Below are 21,276 nucleotides of genomic sequence, written 5' to 3' on the forward strand. Positions count from 1 at the left end.
TCAATAAACGCCGTGGCGAAAGATACGCAGAGTATAACGCAGAAATGAAAGTGGTCCGATGGGTAGATTAGTCTGAATATCGGGGAGAATTCAGGCGTTAATCATTGATTTGTGCCACACTTGAATACGTTATGTGAATGAAACGACATCGGATGGGATCGATCCCGCTGGTGCATTGATGATAAGGAGACTTCAATGAAACTCGTGCCTATGCTAAGTGGTATAGCTATTGCGGTGGCGTTGTCCGCCTGTGCAGGTAAGAGCGCTCAGGTGCCGGTGCCAGCAGCTGACCCGAACGGGATTAATACACTTTCACAGCAGTCAATTCAGCAGCCAAATGTATCCGGTACAATCTGGATCAAGCAAAGAGTGGCTCTGCCGCCGGATGCGGTATTAACGGTAACGCTGTCTGATGCTTCACTGGCCGATGCACCGTCGAAAGTGCTGGCGCAGCGTGCGGTTCGTACCGAGGGTAAACAGGCGCCATTTAGCTTCGTACTGCCTTACAATCCAGCAGATGTGCAGCCAAATGCGCGTATCCTGCTGAGTGCGGCGGTAACGATCAACGATAAACTGGTCTTTATTACCGACACGGTGCACGAAGCGATTAACAACGGTGGAACAAAAGTTGACCTGAATCTGGTCCCGGTGCAGCAAACGGAAGTTCCGCTTGCGCCTCAGACTAACCAGCCGGCTGTCGCAACCCCGCCTACGCAGCTGTAATTCCTGCCTTTACCCTCTCCTGCGGGAGAGGGTTCAGTACACCCAACGGTATTTCTGCAAATCGATCTGTCCCGAACCTGACACCTGCACACCTTCTGACAATAACGCCTGACGCTGGCGCTGCAAATCCGGCCCGGTAAGCGAAATGGCACCGTGACGATTCACCACACGATGCCACGGCAAAGCACTTCCTTCCGGAAGCCGCTTCAGAACGCCACCCACCTGACGCGCCGCGCGCGGAGAGCCTGCAAGACGCGCTACCTCACCGTAGGTGGTGACAACCCCTTCCGGGATGGAGGCCACGATTTGCCACACGCGTTGCGGAAAAGAGTCATGTTCGTCCATTTATCACTCCAGTGGGTCGTAATGAAGTGTGATGGTAAACGAAGATGAAGGCGATTGCCGCTTAAGTTTGCGCAATAAACCAGCATCCAGATGCCCATGGCTTGCAATTGACGGGCGGCATAGGGATAATGCGCCAGCGCGTTGGTTAACAACGCTCTCAATGGGGGCTCTGTTGGTTCTCCCGCAACGCTACTCTGTTCACCAGGTCAGGTCCGGAAGGAAGCAGCCAGGGCAGACGACGTGTGTGCCGGGATGTAGCTGGCAGGGCCCCCACCCATTTCTCCCCCTAAAAAATCTTCTTCTTTAGATACCCTTGCTCTCAGGCTATTAATCCTTATAGATAAAGTGGTCTTTATAAGCCCGGAAATATATCTTTCATTTAACTGAAATAATATTGTCATAAACCTGTAATAATAGACTGTCATTTTATTATCGGGTGTCTTTTTTCCGTCATAAGCAAAAAATATATATCTGGATTAGAAAGTTAACTTCGTGTATTAAATTAAACACGTATTCCGAAGGGAAGTGACAATTATGGCTACTGCGGTTTTAAATGTTAAAATTGATGAAGCGCTAAAAGAAAGACTTCGCCACTATGCCGAAGTTAATAATGAGAATTTAAGCGTGACCACAGAGAAACTGCTGCTGCTGGCGTTTGAAGCAGTAGAAGAGGCGGGAGTATCGGAAGAGGATATTGATAATCAGCATACGGAAGAAGAGAGTGTTTCTCCATTTACTCCTAAAGAAATCAAAGCACTACGTAAACTTCTGAAGAAGAGAAAATGAAACAACAACTGTCGACCGCCCACGACTACAAAGAGGCCTGCGATCTGTTGCGCTCAGGCTATGTTAAACATGTACGTCTTGGCTGGAATGTAGGAAGTGATGAGTTCTTTCGTATTGCGTCTGACTGGTGTGATACCGGCGCAAAAATAAAGAAAGAGGGTGAAGATTTTGTTATTTCACTGAAAGGTTTCCCGATTCCTCCTCAGCACTAATTCCTGATCGGTGAAAACAGCTGACTGCCTCTAAGACAGTCAGCTGTTTTTATTATTTACGAAAAAATTTTACACCAGGCTCCGTTTAATCGAGGGCGTGGTGTTGTTCAGGGCGAGCCACAACGGCTTGATTCTCAATAACGCTTGCTCGAGTTCTTCCGGTTCAAGTGAGAAAGGCATACGCAAATAGCGATCAAATGCCCCTGAAAGACCGAACCGCGTACCGGCCCCCATGTTGATCCCAATCGTCTCAGCCCGTGCGGCGAGCTGCGTTGCCAGCATCCCAGGCAGTTCAATCCAGTACGAAAGCCCGCCTTCGGCTTCATGGAAGGTCCAGTCCGGGAAATGCTCGCGCAGGAGTTCCCCGCATCTGTTCCGTCGTTCCACCAGCATTTTCCGGCGAGCGGGCAAAAATGTGTCGCTGTTTTCGATAAGCCACAGCGTTGCCAGCTGTTCCAGCAGAGGGGAACCGAGATCCAGCGTATCGCGCGCCTGAGCGAGCGCTGCGATGGTGCGTGAAGAGGCGCGGATCCAGCCGAGGCGTAGTCCACCCCAGAAGCTTTTCCCGGCAGAGCCCAGCGTTATCACCGCCGCACCAGGATTAAACGCTGCCAGAGGGGGAGGCGGCGGCGCATCAAACCAGAGATCGAGCATGGTTTCGTCCACGACCAGCGTGGTACGAGTCCGCGCGGCGATGTCGGCTATCGTCTGACGCGTTGCAGCGTCCATACAGCGTCCCGTTGGATTATGAAAATCCGGCATCAGGTAGGCCAGGCGCGGGGCCGTTTGGGCAAGCGTTGCCGCGAAACCGTCGGTATCCCAGCCGCTTTCAGGCAGTGATACGCCTACCGGTCGGCAGAGTGCCCCCTGAATAGCGGCGATCGCCAGCGGGTAGGTTGGATGATCGACGACGATACGATCGCCTGGCCCGGTCATCATGCGTAATACCAGCGCAAAGCCGCTGACGGCACCATTTACGACCATCACTTCGTCTGCCCGCGTGGGCAGCCCGCGCGCGGTATAGCGTGCGGCAATGGCTTCCCGCAGCGCAGGCAACCCGAGCTGGTCATAGCCCGTCAGCGCAAGGTGCTGGGTAATCGCCGTCAGCGCATGGGTATACGCCTGATGGATTTCGGGCCCGGCGTTGAGTGCGGCGGTGGACAGGTCCAGCGCCGCGCTGGCCGCAGAAAGCGTCGGTATCGCGCGGGTATCCGGCAGAATCACGCGTGAGCCGCTGCCGTGGCGACTTTCCAGATAACCCTCTTCCCGCAGATGGGCGAGCGCGCTGCCAACGGTGGTGCGGCTGACGTTTAGCGTACTGGCTAATTCCCTCTCACCCGGTAGCCGCGTATTCAGCGCCAGTCTGCCATCCAGAATAAGCAGACGTAACGCATCGGCCAGCTGACGCCAGAGCGGCGTACGCGACGAGGATTGTTGCCAGTGGCCTAAAAGGCGTGCCAGAGACTGGCTTCCGAAACGACGAGATGACATATGCAGTCCACTATTTAGAAACTGGACATTAATCATAGAGCCATTTTGACCCAATATAAAACTCTGGTTCACTGGAGAAGATAAAAAATGGTACGTCGTCTGCTACAGCTTTATGTCGGTTTAGGGCTTTATGGCCTTTCCACCGCAATGTTTATTCGTGCGGATCTGGGCGTCGATCCGTGGGACGTCTTTCACCTTGGGGTGGCCTTACAAACGGGGATGACCATTGGTACGGTCATCATTGTGACCGGTGCGGCGGTGCTTCTGCTGTGGATCCCGCTGCGTCAGATGCCCGGGCTGGGCACCCTCAGTAACGTTATTTGTATTGGGCTGGCGGCAGATGCTTCAATGGCCTTAATCCCTGAGTTGAGTTCGTTGCCTGTCCGTATCGCGCTGCTGGTGTCCGGGATCGTCGCGAACGCCATAGCAACCGGGATGTACATCGGTGCAGGTTTTGGGTCAGGTCCGCGCGACGGCCTGATGACCGGGATCCACGCCCGGCTAGGCTGGTCAATCCGCAGCGTGCGCACCTCCATTGAAGTCTCCGTCCTGATTATCGGTTGCCTGCTTGGCGGTTCATTTGGTGTGGGGACAGTGATTTACGCCCTCACCATCGGCCCGCTTATCCAGCTCTGTTTGCCGTGGTTCCGTCAAAAGCCGCGTATCGAGACGGTTCCTCAGCCAGAGCGGGTTGTTTAATTTTGCGAAGCGCTCACATGTTTTAATGGCGTCGCTGTGCCAGAATAGCGGCTTGTTATCAAGCGATGCCGGACTGCATGAAAGCGATCACACTCTATGACGTTGCCCTCCTCGCGGGGGTGTCTTACCAGACCGTGTCCCGCGTGATTAATGACGCGGAGCACGTCTCCACCCGTACGCGGGAAAAGGTGCAGCAGGCGATGGCCGAACTGCACTACGTGCCTAATCGGGGCGCACAGCAGCTGGCGGGGAAACGGACCCGCACCTTGGGGCTGATCACCACCGATCTGGCTCTGCATGCGCCCTCGCAAATTGTCTCAGCGGTAAAATCCCGGGCGGCAGAGCAGGGGGCGAGCGTCTTAATTTCAATGGTGGAGCATGCTCAGCAATGCCAGGCTGCGGTGCAGGAACTGCTGGCTCAGCGTGTGGAAGCCTTACTGGTCAATGTCCCGCTGGACGATCCTGACGCAGAGCAGCTTCAGAAAATGGCTTTGCCTGTGCCTGTTCTGTTCCTCGATGTTTCCCCTTCGGCGCAGGTCAACAGTCTGGTATTTAATGCCGGGCAGGGGGCCGCGCTGGGCGCGGAACATCTGATTTCTCTGGGGCATCAGCGCATCGCTCTTCTCAGTGGACCAGAGAGTTCCGTTTCAGCGCGTGCGCGTCTGACGGGATGGAAAACGACCCTGGCACAAGCCGGTCTTGAAGCCGCTGACGAGGTTCATGGCGACTGGAGCGCCGCCTCCGGATATGAAAAAGGCCACCAGCTTTTATCCGGGTCGCAACTACCTGACGCCATTCTGGTCGCGAACGATCAAATGGCACTGGGCGTGATGCGCGCCTGCGTTGAGAAGGGCATTGCTATACCGGGCCAGATATCGATTGTCGGGTTTGATGACACGGCTGACAGCGCCTGGTTTTCACCACCGCTGACCACCGTTCGGCAGGCTTTTCGTGAGGCGGGCGAGCGCAGCGTGGAATGGCTGCTGACGCCGACGAGGAGTGAAAAATGCTGGCAAGAGCAGCTTCCCGTCACGCTGATCGCGCGTCATTCGAGCGCCCCTCGCGCAGCCGATCGGGTTGATCGGGAAGAGCTTGCCCATCAACTGAGAAATCTGGCATTGCTGGCTGAAAAAATCGCGCGGGGATAAATCTTTTGTGATCCGGCTCGCTACGTGAGGATCGCACACTTTACCCTTCTCTGTTGCCAGGGCATGTTGACTAAAATTGTGAGCGCTTCGCAAAGAGGTTATTATGTCTGACACATCATCGCTGACCCTCAGCGCACTTCTGGCTCGTCGGGACTGGGAAAACCCCGGGGTGACGCAGTGGAATCGCCTGGCGGCCCACGCGCCGTTTCACGGCTGGCGTGACGAAGCCTCTGCCAGAGAAGAGGCGAAAACCCCGAATAAACGTTCTCTCAACGGGGTGTGGCAGTTTAGCTTTTTTGCTGCGCCAGAACAGGTTACGCAGGCATGGGTAGAAGAGGATTATACCGATGCCGTCGCTATGCCCGTTCCTTCGAACTGGCAAATGCAGGGCTTTGATACGCCGATCTATACCAATGTGACCTATCCGATCCCCGTCAATCCGCCCTGTGTTCCGACAGAGAATCCTACCGCTTGTTACTCGCTCACATTTGAGATGGACGACGCCTGGCTGCACGGCGGGCAAACCCGCATTATCTTCGACGGGGTAAACTCAGCATTCCACCTCTGGTGCAACGGCCAGTGGATTGGCTATTCCCAGGACAGCCGCCTGCCCGCCGAGTTTGATCTCACTGCAGCGCTGCGTTCAGGCCAGAACCGTCTGGCGGTCATGGTGCTGCGCTGGTGCGACGGGAGCTATCTTGAAGATCAGGATATGTGGCGCATGAGCGGTATTTTCCGTGACGTATCGCTGCTGCATAAGCCTGAGACGCAGATTGCGGATTACCACGTTGTGACCGATCTCAACGCGGAGTGTGACCGCGCAATGCTTAACGTCGACGTCGCGCTGGCCGGGTCCTGCTATTCAGCCTGCGAAGTGGCCATCACCCTGTGGCGAAACGGCGAAAAATGTGCCAGCGTCACGCAACGCCCCGGCTCTGCGGTGGTTGACGAGCGAGGGCGTTGGGCGGAGCGGTTAGCGGTGGCGATCCCCGTCAAAGAGCCCGCACTGTGGAGTGCGGAAACGCCAGAACTTTACCGGCTGACAATTGCGCTTAGGGACGCACAGGGTAATGTGCTGGACGTCGAGGCATGCGACGTCGGCTTTCGCCGGGTTGAAATCAGCAATGGCCTGCTGAAGCTCAACGGTAAACCGCTGCTGATTCGGGGCGTGAACCGCCATGAGCATCATCCGGAAAACGGGCAGGTAATGGATGAAGCGACGATGCGCCGCGATATCGAGCTGATGAAGCAGCACAACTTTAACGCCGTCCGTTGCTCGCATTATCCGAATCATCCGCTGTGGTACAGGCTTTGCGATCGCTACGGTCTGTACGTTGTGGACGAGGCCAATATCGAAACCCACGGCATGGTGCCAATGAGCCGTCTTGCTGACGATCCCCGCTGGCTGCCAGCCATGAGTGAACGCGTGACCCGCATGGTGCAGCGCGATCGTAACCATCCGTCCATTATCATCTGGTCGCTGGGGAATGAGTCCGGACACGGTGCTAACCATGATGCGCTTTACCGCTGGCTGAAAACCACCGATCCAACGCGCCCTGTGCAGTACGAAGGCGGTGGGGCGAATACGGCGGCAACCGATATTGTCTGTCCGATGTATGCTCGTGTTGATCAGGACCAGCCGTTCCCGGCGGTGCCAAAATGGGCGATCAAAAAATGGATCGGCATGCCGGATGAAACTCGCCCGCTGATCCTCTGTGAATATGCCCACGCGATGGGCAACAGCTTTGGCGGGTTCGCCAGGTACTGGCAGGCATTTCGCAGTCATCCGCGCCTGCAGGGCGGGTTCGTCTGGGACTGGGTCGACCAGGCGCTGACGAAGAAAGACGAAAACGGCAAACCCTTCTGGGCTTACGGCGGTGACTTCGGCGATAAACCGAATGACCGACAGTTCTGCCTGAATGGTCTGGTATTCCCGGATCGCACGCCGCATCCGGCGCTGTATGAAGCGCAGCGCGCGCAGCAGTTTTTCACCTTTACGTGCGTGAGTACCTCTCCGCTGGTGGTTGAGGTGAAAAGTGATTACCTGTTCCGCCATACCGACAACGACGTGGCAAGATGGTCGGTTACCCGCGACGGGGAGGTGCTGGCTCAGGGTGAGGTAGCGCTTTCCATTGCCCCTCAGCGGCAGCAGCGTCTGGAAATCGCGCTGCCGACGCTGACGGCCGAGCCGGGGAAGGTCTGGCTTAATGTGGAGGTTATCCAGCCGCAGGCAACAGCCTGGTCACCGGCGAATCATCGCTGCGCGTGGGATCAGTGGCTGCTTCCGACGCCGTTGTACGTTTCGCCACCGCGGGCAGTCGGGAGCCCACCGGCATTCACAGAGCGGGATGATGTGCTGGACATTACCCATGGAGAGCAACGCTGGCGGTTCGATCGCGCCTCGGGAAATCTGACGCAGTGGTGGAACAAGGGTGTTGAAACGCTGCGCTCGCCGCTGACGGATAACTTTACCCGTGCGCCGCTGGATAATGACATTGGCGTGAGCGAAGCCACGCAAATCGATCCGAATGCCTGGGTTGAACGCTGGAAAGCGGCCGGAATGATTGAGATGTCTGCGCGCCTGCTTATGTGTGAAGCGGAACCGCATGCCAATGACGTGGTCGTGACCACGCGACACGTCTGGGAGTATCGCGGTAAGGCGCTGTTTTTGAGCCACAAGGTCTGGCGGATTGACGATTGCGGCGTGCTGCATGGCGATGTGCAGGTGCAGGTGGCGTCCGATATTCCCGAGCCCGCGCGTATCGGCCTGAGCGTCCAGTTTGCTCAGGTACCGGATACGGTGCGCTGGCTGGGGCTAGGGCCGTTCGAGAACTATCCGGACAGGAAGCTGGCGGCGCAGCAGGGGCGCTGGACTTTGCCGCTCGATGCGATGCAGACCCCCTACATTTTCCCGACAGAAAATGGTCTGCGCTGTGACACCCGAGAACTCGTCTGCGGGGCGCACGTGCTACAGGGAAATTTCCATTTCTCTGTCAGCCGCCACAGCCAACAGCAGCTTCGTGAGACAACGCATCAGCACTTGCTGCGCGATGAGCCGGGCTGCTGGCTCAATCTGGATGCATTCCATATGGGCGTTGGCGGTGATGATTCCTGGAGCCCAAGCGTTTCACCTGAATTTATCCTGCAACATCGTCAGCTTCGCTACACCTTTAGCTGGCATCAGAACGCACTGTAGCGCGCGAGTCGCGGCCACCGCGGGTGGCCGCGTCGCTCAGGATAAAATTCCGCTCAGCCCGTGAAGACTCATAGCGATCCCGACGAGGGTAATCAGTGCCGCAGATATCCAGGGGGCTTTTCGCGAAAACTCGCTGAAACCCGGCCAGCGCTTCGTCGCGTGCTTAAGGCTTAAGGCGGCAATCGCGCCTGAAGCGACCAGCGTCAGTGCGAGGCCAATACTGAAGCTGAACACCAGCGTTGCGCCGAGCGCGAAGTGTTTGAGCTGCAGGCAAATCAGCAGTACCGTGATGGACGCCGGGCAGGGAATAAGCCCGCCCGTCAGGCCAAACAGGGCGATCTGCCCGGTAGTGACGTTTTGTCCGTTGAAACGACGGTTAATATCCTGGGCATGCGCGCGCTGGTGGGCGTCTTGCCACTCTTCTTCAACCAGTTGATGACCAGGGTTGTGATGATCATGATGATGGTCGTGGTCGTGGTCGTGGTCGTGGTCGTGGTCGTGGTCGTGGTCATGAGCATGGTGATGATGATGCTCGTGCGGCTGGCTCTCTTTCCAGGTGCGCCAGGCCATCCAGAGCGCGATCGCAATGATCAACACGCCAGAGAACAGCTGGAACCAGGGTTCAGACGTATGTGCATCCCAGCCTCGACCAAACCATAATCCCGCCATCGCCACGATCCAGACCACCGCAGTATGAGACAGGGTTGCGGCAAGCCCGAGAAGGATCGCCTGCTTAAGCGTCCCGCGGATCGCCACGATAAAAGCGGCCATCATCGTTTTTGAGTGGCCCGGCTCAAGCCCATGCAGCGCACCGAGCAAAATAGCGCTGGGCACAAACAGCCAGGCGTTGCCCTGTTGAAGGAGAGAAGCAAAATCGTTCATTGAACATTCCGGGAGAAAAATTGTGCTCTGATACTACTCCCCCCCAGTAGCCTAATACTACCCCCCAGTAGAAAAATACTCAGGGGGAGTAGGGCGTGATATGCTTAAAACGTCAAAATTAGGGGGAAAGAGATGTCACATACGGTTCGCGACAAGAAGATGTTATTAACCCGCCTGAAAAAAATTCAGGGGCAGAGCAACGCGCTGGAAAAAATGCTTAATAGCGACCACGAATGCGCCGATGTTCTCCAGCAGCTGGCAGCGATCCGCGGGGCGGTCAACGGCATGATGATGCAGGTGATCGAGGGCCATTTAACCGATCACGTGGTGAAAGAGCCCGAAGAAGAGCAGCGTGAAGCCGATCTTGGCGTGGTTTTAAAGGTGATCAAATCCTACCTTAAGTAGAATGTGTCTTGAGGTTTATTTCCGCCCAGAGAATAAATTCCTCCCTTGGCAGCGCCTTACTGTAGTACCACCCCTGGCCATACTGCACCCCGTGAAGGTGCAGCCAGCGGAGCTGCCCGTCGGTCTCTATACCCTCCGCCACCATGGCCAGATTCAGCGATTTCGCCATTTCTATAATGTGCGGGGTGACGTTTTTATACTCCAGCGCGTCCACAAACGACTTATCAATCTTTAACGTGTCGACGTCCAGATCCTGAAGGTAGCTCAGACTGGAATAACCGGTACCAAAATCATCGATATAGATGGCATGACCCGAACGGCGGAATGCCGCGATGGCCGGTGCGCTAATTTTAGGATCGGCAAAGCCGCGCTCGGTTAACTCAAGGGCGATCTGCCTGGGATGGACTTTCCACTTATTGAGCAACTGGCTCAGCAGAGGCGGCAATTTGCCGGAGAGTAAATCGGCAGGCGCAAGGTTAATGGAAATATGCTGATCGCCATGCAGATGTAGCCAGTGACCCATATCCTCAAACAGTTTTTCGATGACTAGCTGCGTCAGTTGCGAAATAAGGCCCGTCTGTTCCGCTAGCGGAACGAAAATTTCCGGTGAGAGATAGCTCCCGTCAGGCTGAGGCCAGCGGGCAAGCGCCTCTGCACCGACAATTTTCCCACTGCAGAGCGCCACAATGGGCTGGTAGTTAACCACAAATTCGCGGTTATTAATCGCATCAAGCAGCCTGTAGCGTGGGGATTGTATACGCCGCAGGATGCGCAGAACAAAAAGCGCGGCAAGCAGGCTTATCAACACGCCAAACGGCAGCCAGAAAAGAAGTTGCCGATGCCAGGTTTCAGCCAGCGGTTTTAACGCCGCCCAGGCGACGATATTAAACCCCAGTTCAGGAACAGGCTTAATAATATACATTGAGCCGTTGTACTGAACGCGGGTCATTTCCCGATCGACAATCATGTTGCGGATATGAGGAGCAAGCGCGTTGCTGCTGGCAAAAACGAGGTGTGTTGAGCTGCCTACCAGCGCGGCATCAATTGCGATCTCACCGAAAGGGATCACATCCACCAACGAGGCTGGATCGATCAGCACAAGGTAATGGCCTTTGCCCAGAGCGGCCATATAGCGGTTAAAACCAAGATCGTTTTGCGTGGTCAGCCAGGCACTGTAACCATCTGCAGTAATACGCATCGGGGGCGGGAAAGCGGCTGCGTCGCTGTCTTGTTCCAGCGAGGAGCAGAGGGGCTTCAGGCTGTCGATGTAGATCACTTCCTGAACATAACGCCATGAGAAAGCAACCCGACGCATTTCCCGTAAATGCAGATAACTACAGGGAGGCCCCTCAAAGGCCTGAAGCCGGGTCAGCGCTTCTTTTGCCTGATCAACAACCCTGTCTGTACGAAGCAGCACGCGGGAGGCGTAACTATCAAGCATATCGACAAATTTATCCTCCGCCTGGCGATGCGCCAGCCAGATACTCAGGCAAATCGGTACCAGCACAGAGATGATCAGTATGCCTGTGACCAGGCTGACCAGATGTCGGGTTTTCATGCTGCTGTTTCCTTTCTCATATGCCCATTTCCGGGCACAGAGTCGCTTGTCGGAGGCGAAAGATTTTACCGCGAAATGATATAGTTATAGCACGCAGGTGTCATGATTTTCATTTTGTCGCAGACCTTTAAGGAAGTTTTGCGAGGAAGGGGGGGAATTTTCAGGGGTTGTTTTTTCAACTGAGCCTGGATATTATTTTGTTATGTTATAACAAAACATGAAGAGCGTATGATGAAACCTGATATCCATCCAGCCTATCGCACCGTGGTGTTTCACGACACCAGTGCCAACGAATACTTTAAAGTCGGATCGACCATCAAGACCGACCGTGAAATTGAGCTCGACGGTGAAACGTATCCGTACATCACCATCGAAGTCTCTTCAAAATCACACCCGTTTTATACCGGCAAGCAGAAAACGTTCTCGACGGATGGCAGCGCTGCGCGCTTCCGCAAACGTTTTGGCGGCTTTCTTAATGCGAAGCGGGGTTAACCATGCAGGTACTTAACTCGCTGCGCAGTGCGAAACAGCGTCACCCGGATTGCCAGATCGTAAAACGCAAGGGACGCTTGTACGTCATTTGCAAATCGAACCCGCGCTTTAAAGCCGTTCAGGGACGTAAAAAAAGACGCTAAACGCGCGTTTCACGCCAGCTTTCCAGGGATCTGATCTGTTTGCCATCGACGGTAAAATTGTCGGTGGCAAGCCAGTTTTCAAACGCTTTCGCCAGCATCGGCCACTCGCTGTCGATGATTGAGAACCAGTCCGTATCCCGGTTGTGTCCTTTCGTCACCAGAGCCTGACGAAAGCGCCCCTCAAACTGAAATCCCAGACGGAGCGCCGCCTTGCGGGAAGGTTCGTTCAGGCTGTTACATTTCCATTCATAGCGGCGGTATCCCAGCACGTCGAACGCATACTGCATCAGAAGATATTGCGCTTCTGTGGACATCGGCGTGCGGCTAAGAAGGGGGGAGAAATGAACGTGTCCCACCTCCATAACACCGTTTGTCGGATCGATACGCATCAGCGCCAGCGTACCGACCGGTGCCTGAGTCTGATTATCAATGACGGTGAAATGTACCGGATCCGGTAATTCGCACACGCTTGCCACCCACGCGGCAAATTCGCCTGCGGTGGCATCAGGTTCACGCAGCAGCCATGTCCAGCTGCGGGTATCTTCTGCCAGTAGATAGGCGGAAAAGAGGGCATCGGCATGTTCCACACGCAGCGGCTCCAGCCGACAGTAGCGGCCATGAAGATGCACGCGGGAGGGAGGCTGGCGGGGTTGCCAGTCGATAAGTTCATCGCCAACAGGTTGTCCAAACTGATTGAATGTGCTCATGTTATTTTCCGCTCTGCTGTAAGTGATCCCAGAGTAAATAAATGCTGGTTCCTTAAAAAGTACCAGTGAGGTATGTTCTGGTGGTACCACGGAGAGAGAAAATGAATATACCTGGCGATGAATTTTATACCCTGATTACTGCTGCGCTGAAAAAGCGCGGTGAAGAGACCTTGCAGCGCACGCTGTATCTTGCCATGCGTGAAGCTGTCCTGCAGGGAAGGCTACAGGCTGAAAGCCGCTTACCGGGCTCCCGGGTGATTGCGCAGCAGCTTTCCGTGTCCCGTAACACCGTCAATGCGGCGCTTGAGCAACTCTCGCTTGAAGGGTATCTGCTGCGCAGTCGTCAGGGTACACGCGTGGCGCAACTGGCGCAGCGCGGAAATCGACAGGATTTTCCCGAGCCGACCGTCACGCTGGCTAAGCGGGCGACGCAGCTGCCAGAGCCGACGCCGCGGGAGACGCCGGTACTCGCTTTTACGCCCGGCACGCCAGCCATCAATTATTTTCCTCTTCCGCTCTGGCGGCGCTTGTACGATCGCGTTTTACGCGAGGAAGGGAGTGCATTGCTTGGCTATGGCGATCCGGCTGGGGAATCCTCATTACGTGAGGCGATTGCCCGCCATCTTGCCCTGTCGCGGGGGATTGATTGCGATGCCAGCCAGATTGTTATTACCGAGGGGGCTTTGGAAGGGGTGAATCTCTGCACGCAGCTATTGAGCGAGCCGGGAGATGTCGCGTGGATTGAAGATCCCGGCTATGCGGGGGCAAAAAGCGCGTTTGCGAAATCGGGATTAACGATGACAGGCATGCCCGTGGACGACGAGGGAATGGACTGGGAAGGGCAACATGCAGCGCGTCCTACACTTATCTTTACTTCGCCTTCACATCAGTTTCCCTACGGGAGCGTGCTGAGCGCGCGTCGGCGCTTGTCATTGCTGGCTTTGGCGCTCCAGCATAAGGCCTGGATTATCGAGGACGACTACGACAGCGAGTTTCGGTATTCCGGAGAGCCGGTGCCAGCAATGCTGGGAATGGTCAACAACGCGCCGGTGGTTTATCTGGGAACATTCAGTAAAACGCTGTTCCCGTCGCTCAGAATCGGTTTTATGGTCATCCCACCGTCGCTGGCAGACGCGGCGCGTCCGGCCATTGCTGCGTTATTGCGTGGGGGGCATCGTGCGGAACAGCGTACGCTGGCGCTGTTTATTGAAGAGGGCCATTACGCTCGTCATCTTGCCGCCATGCGTCGGCTCTATCGGAAACGCTACCGGCAGCTGCGCGACGTGCTCAACGCTGAGCTACATGTCGCGCATCGTGTGCTGGCGGCGGAGGGCGGCATGCACCTGACGGTGGCAATTGACGGGATTAATGACAAGGCGATTGTTCAGCAGGCGAGGGCATTTCAGTTGGCCCCCGCGGCGTTAAGCGGGTACTACCTGACGCCGAAGCAGGGGCAAACCGGTCTGGTACTGGGGTACGGTAATACCTCTGCTTCTCAGTTTGCGTCAGGTATCCGACGCCTACAGACGCTGATTACGCAGCAGCAGGGCGGGAAAGCGTAAAGACGTCATAGAAAGAGAGCTGGCCTTTGGTTGAAACCATTTTCTGCAGCTTCTCTTTCTGCCCGGTCTCCACAGCAGGGGAGTGTAAAATGCTGTCGATTAATTCTGTCGGCACAAAGCGCGTGTTGTACCACTCGCCGTTATAGCAGACCCGGAAATCAAGCACGTCGATATCTTCGTAGCGGTAGCGGGGATTAACGTCGAAAAAGAAGAACGCGTTAAATACCACAAACAGCACAACGAGCAGCCAGACGGAGTCCACCAGGGTTTCGGATGTCAGCATCACCACAAGCGTTGCCAGCCAGGCAGCGTACATGGCGACAAACAGTCCAGGATGCTTGCGGATGAAGCTAATGCTAAAACGCGGGCGATTGTCGCGCTTTTCGCGGTGGTTAAGATCGTCGATGGTGGCGGTGAGCAGGCGCTGTATCTCGGTCATTTTCTGCCTTCATGATTGTTGAAAATACAGGGGATCTGCCTATTTTAGGGGAGCAACCAGGCTGAAAAAAGTAACAGTCAGGCGCTAAAAGACCATAACAGTTGGCTCCCCGATACCTTAGAGCATCTTGATGATTTTTGCCGGATTGCCGCCAACGACAGCATTGGCCGGTACATCTTTTGTCACAACCGCGCCGGAAGCCACCACCACATTATCACCCAGCGTGACGCCAGGATTAATGACGGCGCGCCCGCCAATCCAGACGTTATTGCCAATGGTCACGGGCTTGCCAAACTCGACGCCGCTGTTGCGTTCATCGGGATCCAGCGGATGAGTTGCCGTATAGATATGCACACCCGGTGCCAGCATGCAGTTGTCGCCAATATGAATAGGGCAGACATCCAGCATCACGCAATCGAAGTTAGCGTAAAATTCTTTACCCAGGTAAATGTTGTAGCCGTAGTCACACCGGAAACTCGGCTCGATATACGCGCCTGCGCTTTGTCCTAAAAGTTCCGCCAGAATGTTCTGGCGTTCAGTTTTCGCGTCGGGGGCGGTGTGGTTATAGCGGTGAATCAGATGGCGGGCTCGCAGTCGATCGCCCCGTAACGTCTCATCACCAGGGCAGTAATGTTCACCTGCAATCATCTTCTGTTTTTCTGTGCTCATTTAGGAACCTCTCTGGATATCATTACTGCAGAGTAATAGGGATAAGCCAGTAAGGGAACGTTCCCGGAAAGCCTGTGTGATAAGAGTCACAACAATGTTGCGGATGAGCGCGTTTTACACGGAGACCTGCTTTCGCACAGGGGGCGTAAGTCGAAAGGTGTATACAAACCAGAACGTGACGTAGAACCTCTACAGACACACGTAAAAGATTAACGAACAAACTTCCATACGGACGTTGGGATTTTGTCATACAGCTTATTCATGGTCAGCTCAGCAAGCCGATGGTCAGCGGCTGAATAAAATACAGCCAGTTCATTATCAGACAGCTCGTATTTATTTTTTTCGATGACACGTTCGAGCGTGTCTATTGACTGACAACGTCGCAAGCGCATCAAATAATCGACTTTTGTTAATGGTTTATCAGACATAAATTCACCTTAGTAATTGTAATAATTTTAACAGGAAAGACTAACCGGGTTTGCTCTGCTCACGTTGACGAAGCAGCGGAATAGCCGATTTCCCGATTTACGCCATTTTTGCAAATCCTGGGCGTTAATGCCGTAGCTACTGAACAACATAAAGGTGTCGTCCAGGTATTCGTCAATTTGCTCAATGAGCTTATTATCTTCATTGTACTTAATTTTATAATTAAGTGCGAAGGTTGCAATATGCTCTATCAGCTCGTTCAACTGTAAATTGATCGCAGACGTTGGGTCATTCACCCAGCCATGGTTACTTTCATCAAGATTGGCAAGGCAGTCATGGTACAAGGATTCGCAGAGAAATTTCAACTGCGCGATATCATGCCTTTTTGGCGAGTACTCGTCCATAGCGCATCCCCTTCTGAGTGATTTCTTACTCACCGAACATCATGTCGGGATGGATACAACATACTTAGCCGCACGGGTGCTGTGTTCCTGATAACTCTAACTATAAGCCACTCTGATCGAGATTTCACCGCGCTATTACGAAAAATTACAATTAAAACCTGATACTGCGAGCGTTTACGCAATTGCCCGGCCTGAACAGAACGATTTTATCCGAATTAACACTGATTTTTTATCGCGTCCTTACGTTTCATTGATTTAGCGTAAACTGTCAAACGAAGACCAGATTCGGACTTTTCTTTGTTCGATAGTGGTGCTAGGAATATTCCTAATAATTTACGCGGCGAAATGAAATTAAAAAAATCATGAATTCGCCGATTAAGTTTTCAGTTAATTATGATATGTCTTATTAAGATGACAGAAAATAAATAGCACCACAATAAGCGTAATTTATGATTTTTTTGAAATGAAAAAGGCCGCAAATGCGGCCTTTTTATCATATGAAACCGGTATCAGTGAGGTTCTACCGAATGACTATGCTCAACGTCTTCATTCTTACGGCTGAAGCGGCGGCGAACCACCACGAAGAACACCGGTACGAAGAAGATCGCAAGAACGGTCGCGGTTACCATCCCACCCATTACGCCGGTACCTACTGCGTTCTGCGCGCCGGAGCCCGCACCGGAGCTGATAACCAGCGGCATTACACCGAGGATAAATGCCAGAGACGTCATCAGGATTGGACGCAGACGCATACGAACGGCTTCGAGCGTCGCCTCAATCAGACCTTTGCCTTCTTTCTCCATCAGATCTTTGGCGAATTCCACGATAAGTATCGCGTTCTTCGCCGACAAGCCAATGGTTGTCAGCAGGCCCACCTGGAAGTAAACGTCGTTGGTCAACCCACGGAACGTTGCGGCAAGCAGTGCACCGATAACCCCCAGTGGAACAACCAGCATAACGGAGAACGGAATCGACCAGCTCTCATACAGTGCCGCCAGACACAGGAAGACCACGATCAGTGAAATGGCGTACAGGGCAGGGGCCTGGTTCCCGGACAGACGTTCCTGATAGGACATACCGGTCCAGTCATAGCCGATACCTGCAGGCAGTTTACTGGCGAGTTCTTCCATCAGGTTCATCGCTTCACCGGTGCTTCGACCCGGCGCAGCCTGACCCAGGATTTCCATCGATGGCAAGCCGTTATAGCGTTCCAGACGCGGTGAACCGTATTCCCAACGCGAGGTTGAGAAGGCGGAGAACGGTACCATCTGTCCATCGCTGCCGCGAACGTACCAGTTGTTGATGTCGTTCGGCAACATACGGTACTGCGCCTCTGACATCACGTACACTTTCTTCACACGACCGCGGTCGATGAAGTCGTTGACGTAGCTACCGCCCCAGGCCGCGCCCAGTGTGGTATTGATGTCGCTGATGGACACACCCAGCGCCTGGGCTTTTTCCTGGTCGATGTCGATTTTATACTGCGGTGTATCTTCCAGACCGTTTGGACGCACGCCGACCAGCAGGTCAGGGTGTTTAGCCACTTCACCAAACAGCTGGTTACGCGCCTGAGTCAGTTTCTCGTGACCCAAACCACCCTGGTCAATCAGCTGGAAGTCGAAACCGGTCGCCGTACCCAGTTCAACAATCGCTGGCAGGTTAAAGGCGAAGACCATCGCATCTTTAATCTGCGAGAAGGTGCCCATGGCGCGGCCGGTGATCGCTTCAACTTTGTTCTCTTCGCCCGGACGTTCAGACCAGTCTTTCAGAGAAACGAAGGCGATACCGGTGTTCTGACCACGACCCGCAAAGCCAAAGCCGTTAACCGCAAACACGGATTCAACGTTGTCTTTCTCTTTGGTGAGATAGTAGTCCGTCACTTCGTCCAGCACTTTCTGGGTACGCTCTTGCGATGCACCCGCCGGGAGCTGTGCCATCGTCAGGAACACGCCCTGGTCTTCATCCGGCAGGAACGAGCTTGGCAGACGAACGAACAGGAAAGCCATGCCCACCACGATGATGATATAGAGCAGCAGATAACGACCGGTGCTGCGCAGGATGTTGCCCACGCTGTCGGTGTAATGGTGCGTGCTCTTATCAAACATGCGGTTAAACCAGCCGAAGAACCCTTTGTGCTCGCCGTGACCGCCTTTCTGAATCGGCTTCAGCATGGTGGCACACAGGGCAGGCGTCAGGATCAACGCCACCAGCACGGACAGCGCCATCGCAGAAACGATGGTAATAGAGAACTGGCGGTAAATCGCACCGGTTGAACCCCCGAAGAAGGCCATCGGGATAAATACCGCAGACAGCACCATCGCAATACCGACCAGCGCGCCCTGGATTTGCCCCATCGATTTACGGGTGGCTTCCTTCGGCGGCAGGCCTTCCTCCGCCATCACACGCTCGACGTTCTCTACCACAACGATGGCGTCATCCACCAGCAGGCCGATAGCGAGCACCATCCCGAACATTGTCAGGGTGTTTATCGAGTAGCCGAATATCGACAGGATTGCGAAGGTCCCGAGCAGTACGACCGGAACGGCGATGGTTGGGATCAACGTCGCACGGAAGTTTTGCAGGAACAGGTACATGACCAGGAAGACGAGGATGATCGCCTCAACCAGGGTTTTTACCACTTCGTGAATCGAGATTTTAACGAACGGCGTGGTGTCATACGGATATACGATTTTCAGACCTGACGGGAAGAAAGGTTCCATCTTCTTCAGCTCTGCACGGATAGCCGTGGCGGTGTCCAGGGCGTTAGCGCCTGTCGCCAGTTTGATACCCAGACCGGAAGCCGGTTTGCCGTTGAACTTCGCGATGATGTCGTAGTTCTCACCGCCCAGCTCAACTTTCGCCACGTCGCGCAGGCGAACCTGAGAACCGTCCTGATTCACTTTCAGCAGAATTTTGCTGAACTCATCGGCGGAGGTCAGACGCGTCTGTGCGATGATCGAGGCGTTAAGCTGCTGGCCTTTCACCGGCGGCGTACCGCCTAGCTGACCGGCTGCCACCTGGGCGTTCTGTGCTTTGATCGCGCTGATTACGTCAACCGGCGTCAGCTGGAAGTTGTTCAGCTTGTTCGGATCCATCCAGATACGCATCGCGTACTGGGAACCAAACAGCTGAACGTCACCCACACCGGAAGTACGGCTGATGGCGTCCTTCATGTTGGCGCCCACGTAGTCGGAAATATCCTCCTGCGTCATGGTACCGTTGGTGTTGATAACGCCGACAACCATCAGGAAGCTGCTGGACGATTTCTCGACGCTCACACCCTGCTGTTGTACTTCCTGCGGCAGCAGCGGCATCGCCAGCTGCAGTTTGTTCTGCACCTGAACCTGCGCGATGTCAGCATCGGTACCTGACTCGAAGGTCAGGGTGATCTGAACTGTACCGGTTGAGTCACTGTTAGAGGACATGTACATCAGGTTATCGATACCGTTCATGTTCTGTTCGATAACCTGAGTCACGGTGTCCTGCACCGTTTTTGCATCAGCCCCTGGGTAGGTTGCGGAGATCGTCACCGCCGGTGGCGCAATCGTTGGATATTGCGCGACGGGCAGCTTCAGGATCGCAAGTCCCCCAGCTAGCATGATGATTATGGCGATCACCCACGCAAATATGGGGCGATCGATAAAGAAATTAGGCATGTCTTAACGGCTCCTGTTTAAGTTAAGACTTGGTTTGTTCTGACTGACCAGCGGCTGAAGCTTGTTGTTTATCGTCAGACTTCACTTCCTGTGCTTTAACCTGCGCGCCAGGACGAACTTTTTGCAAACCAGTGATAATCACGCGATCGCCATCTTTCAGACCTTCCGTCACCAGCCATTTATCGCCAATCGCCTGCGTAGCAGTGATATTGCGGGTTTCGACTTTGTCATCAGCCCCGACAACCAGTGCGCTCGCATCGCCGCGTGGCGTACGGGTCACACCCTGCTGTGGAACCAGAAGTGCGGTAGGATTCGTCCCTTCTTCCAGACGCGCGCGAACGAACATACCAGGCAACAGCGTGTTGTCCGGGTTCGGGAAAATCGCACGTAAGGTGATGGAACCGGTGGTCTGGTCGACCGTCACATCAGAGAATTCCAGTGTGCCTGACTGTGGGTATTTGATACCGTCATTGGTCACAAGCTCCACTTTGGCTTTGCCGTTTTCCTGTTGCAGCTTGCCGCTTGCGAGCTCTTGCTTCAGACGCAGGAAATCATTGCTGGACTGTGTGACGTCAACGTAGATCGGATCAAGCTGCTGCACGGTGGCCAGCGCCGTGGCCTGACCGTTCTGCACCAGCGCCCCTTCCGTCACGGAAGATTTACCAATACGACCGCTGATAGGGGAGGTCACTTTGGTGTAGGCCAGGTTAATACGCGCGGTTTCGACGGCGGCTTTCGCGGCAACGACGGCAGCGTTGGTCTGCTGTGCATCCGCCAGCGCAGTATCGTAATCCTGTTGACTGATGTACTGCGTACCGAGCAGTTTTTTATAGCGGCTCAGCGTGAGCTGGGAGATTTTGGCTGCAGCTTCAGCTTTCGCCAGATCGCCTTTCGCGCTTTCATAAGACGCCTGATAGGTTGCTGGATCAATCTGATACAGAGACTCACCGGCTTTCACATCACCGCCTTCCGTGAAGTTACGTTTCAGGATAATACCGCTCACCTGAGGACGCACTTCCGCAATGCGGTAAGCACTCGTACGGCCTGGTAATTCTGTGGTGATTTGTAGAGGTTCAGATTTGAGCGTCACAACGCCTACTTCTGGCGCCTGCTGAGCTCCTTGTTGAGCCGGTTTGTCGTCACATCCTGTTAGCGCTAAGCTGCCTGAGAGCATCAGAACGACCGCCAGAGGCGTTAACCCTCTGTTTTTGTTCATATGTAAACCTCGAGTGTCCGATTTCAAATTGATCAAGGGTCCTGAGTCTAAAAACCCATTGCTGCGTTTATATTATCGTCATGCTATGGTACATACATTCACAAATGTATGTAAATC

At 54.4% G+C, this 21,276-nt stretch carries 21 protein-coding genes and 1 other RNA gene; 11 read left to right on the plus strand and 11 right to left on the minus strand.

The features are described 5' to 3' along the window. Positions 1 to 195: 195 nt before the first annotated feature. Complete coding sequence (locus ACTJJA_RS00825; protein WP_010428141.1) at positions 196 to 723, plus strand: YbaY family lipoprotein; 528 nt, start codon at positions 196 to 198, stop codon at positions 721 to 723. Positions 724 to 756: 33 nt separating this feature from the next. Here ACTJJA_RS00825 and ACTJJA_RS00830 read toward each other — a convergent pair whose 3' ends face one another. Further along, the gene (locus tag ACTJJA_RS00830; protein ID WP_010428142.1) at positions 757 to 1,068 is read right to left on the minus strand and encodes an MGMT family protein; all 312 of its coding nucleotides are present in this window, start codon (positions 1,066 to 1,068) and stop codon (positions 757 to 759) included. A gap of 170 nt (positions 1,069 to 1,238) precedes the next feature. Between ACTJJA_RS00830 and ffs the strand changes: the two genes are divergently transcribed. The 3 genes from ffs to ACTJJA_RS00845 all read left to right on the plus strand — a co-directional run bounded on the left by ffs (position 1,239) and on the right by ACTJJA_RS00845 (position 2,066). Further along, positions 1,239 to 1,335: signal recognition particle sRNA small type (gene ffs, locus ACTJJA_RS00835), an RNA gene on the plus strand. 267 nt (positions 1,336 to 1,602) lie between these two features. Next, complete coding sequence (locus tag ACTJJA_RS00840; RefSeq protein ID WP_006176926.1) at positions 1,603 to 1,854, plus strand: hypothetical protein; 252 nt, start codon at positions 1,603 to 1,605, stop codon at positions 1,852 to 1,854. After that, positions 1,851 to 2,066, plus strand: a complete 216-nt coding sequence (locus ACTJJA_RS00845; RefSeq protein ID WP_010428144.1) for a hypothetical protein — start codon at positions 1,851 to 1,853, stop codon at positions 2,064 to 2,066. The genes ACTJJA_RS00840 and ACTJJA_RS00845 overlap by 4 nt, the downstream gene beginning before the upstream one ends. Positions 2,067 to 2,135: 69 nt before the next feature. On the opposite strand, the gene yczR is transcribed toward ACTJJA_RS00845, so the two are convergent. Then, positions 2,136 to 3,557: a MocR-like transcription factor YczR gene (gene yczR, locus ACTJJA_RS00850; protein ID WP_440665634.1), complete on the minus strand. Its 1,422-nt coding sequence runs from the start codon at positions 3,555 to 3,557 to the stop codon at positions 2,136 to 2,138. An 87-nt stretch (positions 3,558 to 3,644) separates the two neighbouring features. On the opposite strand from yczR, the gene yczE reads away from it, so the two are divergent. From yczE to ACTJJA_RS00865, 3 genes are all read left to right on the plus strand, one after another. Beyond that, on the plus strand, positions 3,645 to 4,256 hold the full coding sequence (yczE, locus tag ACTJJA_RS00855; protein WP_010428145.1) for a membrane protein YczE: 612 nt from the start codon (positions 3,645 to 3,647) through the stop codon (positions 4,254 to 4,256). Positions 4,257 to 4,333: 77 nt separating this feature from the next. Next, positions 4,334 to 5,404, plus strand: coding sequence for a LacI family DNA-binding transcriptional regulator (locus tag ACTJJA_RS00860; protein ID WP_421511675.1), 1,071 nt, complete (start codon positions 4,334 to 4,336; stop codon positions 5,402 to 5,404). Positions 5,405 to 5,507: 103 nt separating this feature from the next. Beyond that, entirely contained in the window at positions 5,508 to 8,600 is a 3,093-nt protein-coding gene (locus ACTJJA_RS00865) for a beta-galactosidase (protein WP_440665637.1), read from the plus strand. Positions 8,601 to 8,636: 36 nt separating this feature from the next. Here the strand turns inward: ACTJJA_RS00865 and ACTJJA_RS00870 are convergent, their stop codons facing one another. Beyond that, on the minus strand, positions 8,637 to 9,482 hold the full coding sequence (locus ACTJJA_RS00870) for a nickel/cobalt efflux protein RcnA (RefSeq protein ID WP_440665639.1): 846 nt from the start codon (positions 9,480 to 9,482) through the stop codon (positions 8,637 to 8,639). 132 nt (positions 9,483 to 9,614) lie between these two features. On the opposite strand from ACTJJA_RS00870, the gene ACTJJA_RS00875 reads away from it, so the two are divergent. After that, positions 9,615 to 9,887, plus strand: coding sequence for a metal/formaldehyde-sensitive transcriptional repressor (locus tag ACTJJA_RS00875; protein ID WP_010428149.1), 273 nt, complete (start codon positions 9,615 to 9,617; stop codon positions 9,885 to 9,887). Here ACTJJA_RS00875 and ACTJJA_RS00880 read toward each other — a convergent pair. After that, on the minus strand, positions 9,880 to 11,445 hold the full coding sequence (locus ACTJJA_RS00880) for an EAL domain-containing protein (protein WP_421511678.1): 1,566 nt from the start codon (positions 11,443 to 11,445) through the stop codon (positions 9,880 to 9,882). The two genes, ACTJJA_RS00875 and ACTJJA_RS00880, sit on opposite strands and share 8 nt — an antisense overlap. 231 nt (positions 11,446 to 11,676) lie before the next feature. On the opposite strand from ACTJJA_RS00880, the gene ACTJJA_RS00885 reads away from it, so the two are divergent. Beyond that, positions 11,677 to 11,937: a type B 50S ribosomal protein L31 gene (locus tag ACTJJA_RS00885; RefSeq protein WP_010428154.1), complete on the plus strand. Its 261-nt coding sequence runs from the start codon at positions 11,677 to 11,679 to the stop codon at positions 11,935 to 11,937. A gap of 2 nt (positions 11,938 to 11,939) precedes the next feature. Continuing rightward, on the plus strand, positions 11,940 to 12,080 hold the full coding sequence (ykgO, locus tag ACTJJA_RS00890) for a type B 50S ribosomal protein L36 (RefSeq protein WP_003859006.1): 141 nt from the start codon (positions 11,940 to 11,942) through the stop codon (positions 12,078 to 12,080). Here ykgO and ACTJJA_RS00895 read toward each other — a convergent pair. Then, entirely contained in the window at positions 12,077 to 12,787 is a 711-nt protein-coding gene (locus ACTJJA_RS00895) for a GNAT family N-acetyltransferase (RefSeq protein ID WP_440665641.1), read from the minus strand. The genes ykgO and ACTJJA_RS00895 overlap by 4 nt on opposite strands. A gap of 101 nt (positions 12,788 to 12,888) precedes the next feature. On the opposite strand from ACTJJA_RS00895, the gene pdxR reads away from it, so the two are divergent. Continuing rightward, the gene (pdxR, locus tag ACTJJA_RS00900; protein ID WP_440665643.1) at positions 12,889 to 14,349 is read left to right on the plus strand and encodes a MocR-like pyridoxine biosynthesis transcription factor PdxR; all 1,461 of its coding nucleotides are present in this window, start codon (positions 12,889 to 12,891) and stop codon (positions 14,347 to 14,349) included. On the opposite strand, the gene ACTJJA_RS00905 is transcribed toward pdxR, so the two are convergent. The 6 genes from ACTJJA_RS00905 to acrA form a co-directional block, all read right to left on the minus strand. Further along, positions 14,321 to 14,788: a YlaC family protein gene (locus ACTJJA_RS00905; RefSeq protein ID WP_042714806.1), complete on the minus strand. Its 468-nt coding sequence runs from the start codon at positions 14,786 to 14,788 to the stop codon at positions 14,321 to 14,323. The genes pdxR and ACTJJA_RS00905 overlap by 29 nt on opposite strands. Positions 14,789 to 14,905: 117 nt before the next feature. Beyond that, positions 14,906 to 15,457, minus strand: a complete 552-nt coding sequence (gene maa / locus ACTJJA_RS00910) for a maltose O-acetyltransferase (RefSeq protein WP_010428173.1) — start codon at positions 15,455 to 15,457, stop codon at positions 14,906 to 14,908. 209 nt (positions 15,458 to 15,666) lie between these two features. After that, on the minus strand, positions 15,667 to 15,885 hold the full coding sequence (locus tag ACTJJA_RS00915; RefSeq protein ID WP_010428174.1) for an HHA domain-containing protein: 219 nt from the start codon (positions 15,883 to 15,885) through the stop codon (positions 15,667 to 15,669). A 27-nt stretch (positions 15,886 to 15,912) separates the two neighbouring features. Next, on the minus strand, positions 15,913 to 16,287 hold the full coding sequence (tomB, locus tag ACTJJA_RS00920) for an Hha toxicity modulator TomB (protein ID WP_008499288.1): 375 nt from the start codon (positions 16,285 to 16,287) through the stop codon (positions 15,913 to 15,915). A 509-nt stretch (positions 16,288 to 16,796) separates the two neighbouring features. After that, positions 16,797 to 19,943: a multidrug efflux RND transporter permease subunit AcrB gene (gene acrB / locus ACTJJA_RS00925; RefSeq protein ID WP_172701375.1), complete on the minus strand. Its 3,147-nt coding sequence runs from the start codon at positions 19,941 to 19,943 to the stop codon at positions 16,797 to 16,799. 22 nt (positions 19,944 to 19,965) lie between these two features. Further along, on the minus strand, positions 19,966 to 21,159 hold the full coding sequence (acrA, locus tag ACTJJA_RS00930) for a multidrug efflux RND transporter periplasmic adaptor subunit AcrA (protein ID WP_042716154.1): 1,194 nt from the start codon (positions 21,157 to 21,159) through the stop codon (positions 19,966 to 19,968). Positions 21,160 to 21,276: the final 117 nt, after the last annotated feature.

Origin of the sequence: Enterobacter sp. 22452, from assembly GCF_052045065.1 — a bacterium.
Lineage (GTDB): Bacteria > Pseudomonadota > Gammaproteobacteria > Enterobacterales > Enterobacteriaceae > Enterobacter > Enterobacter mori.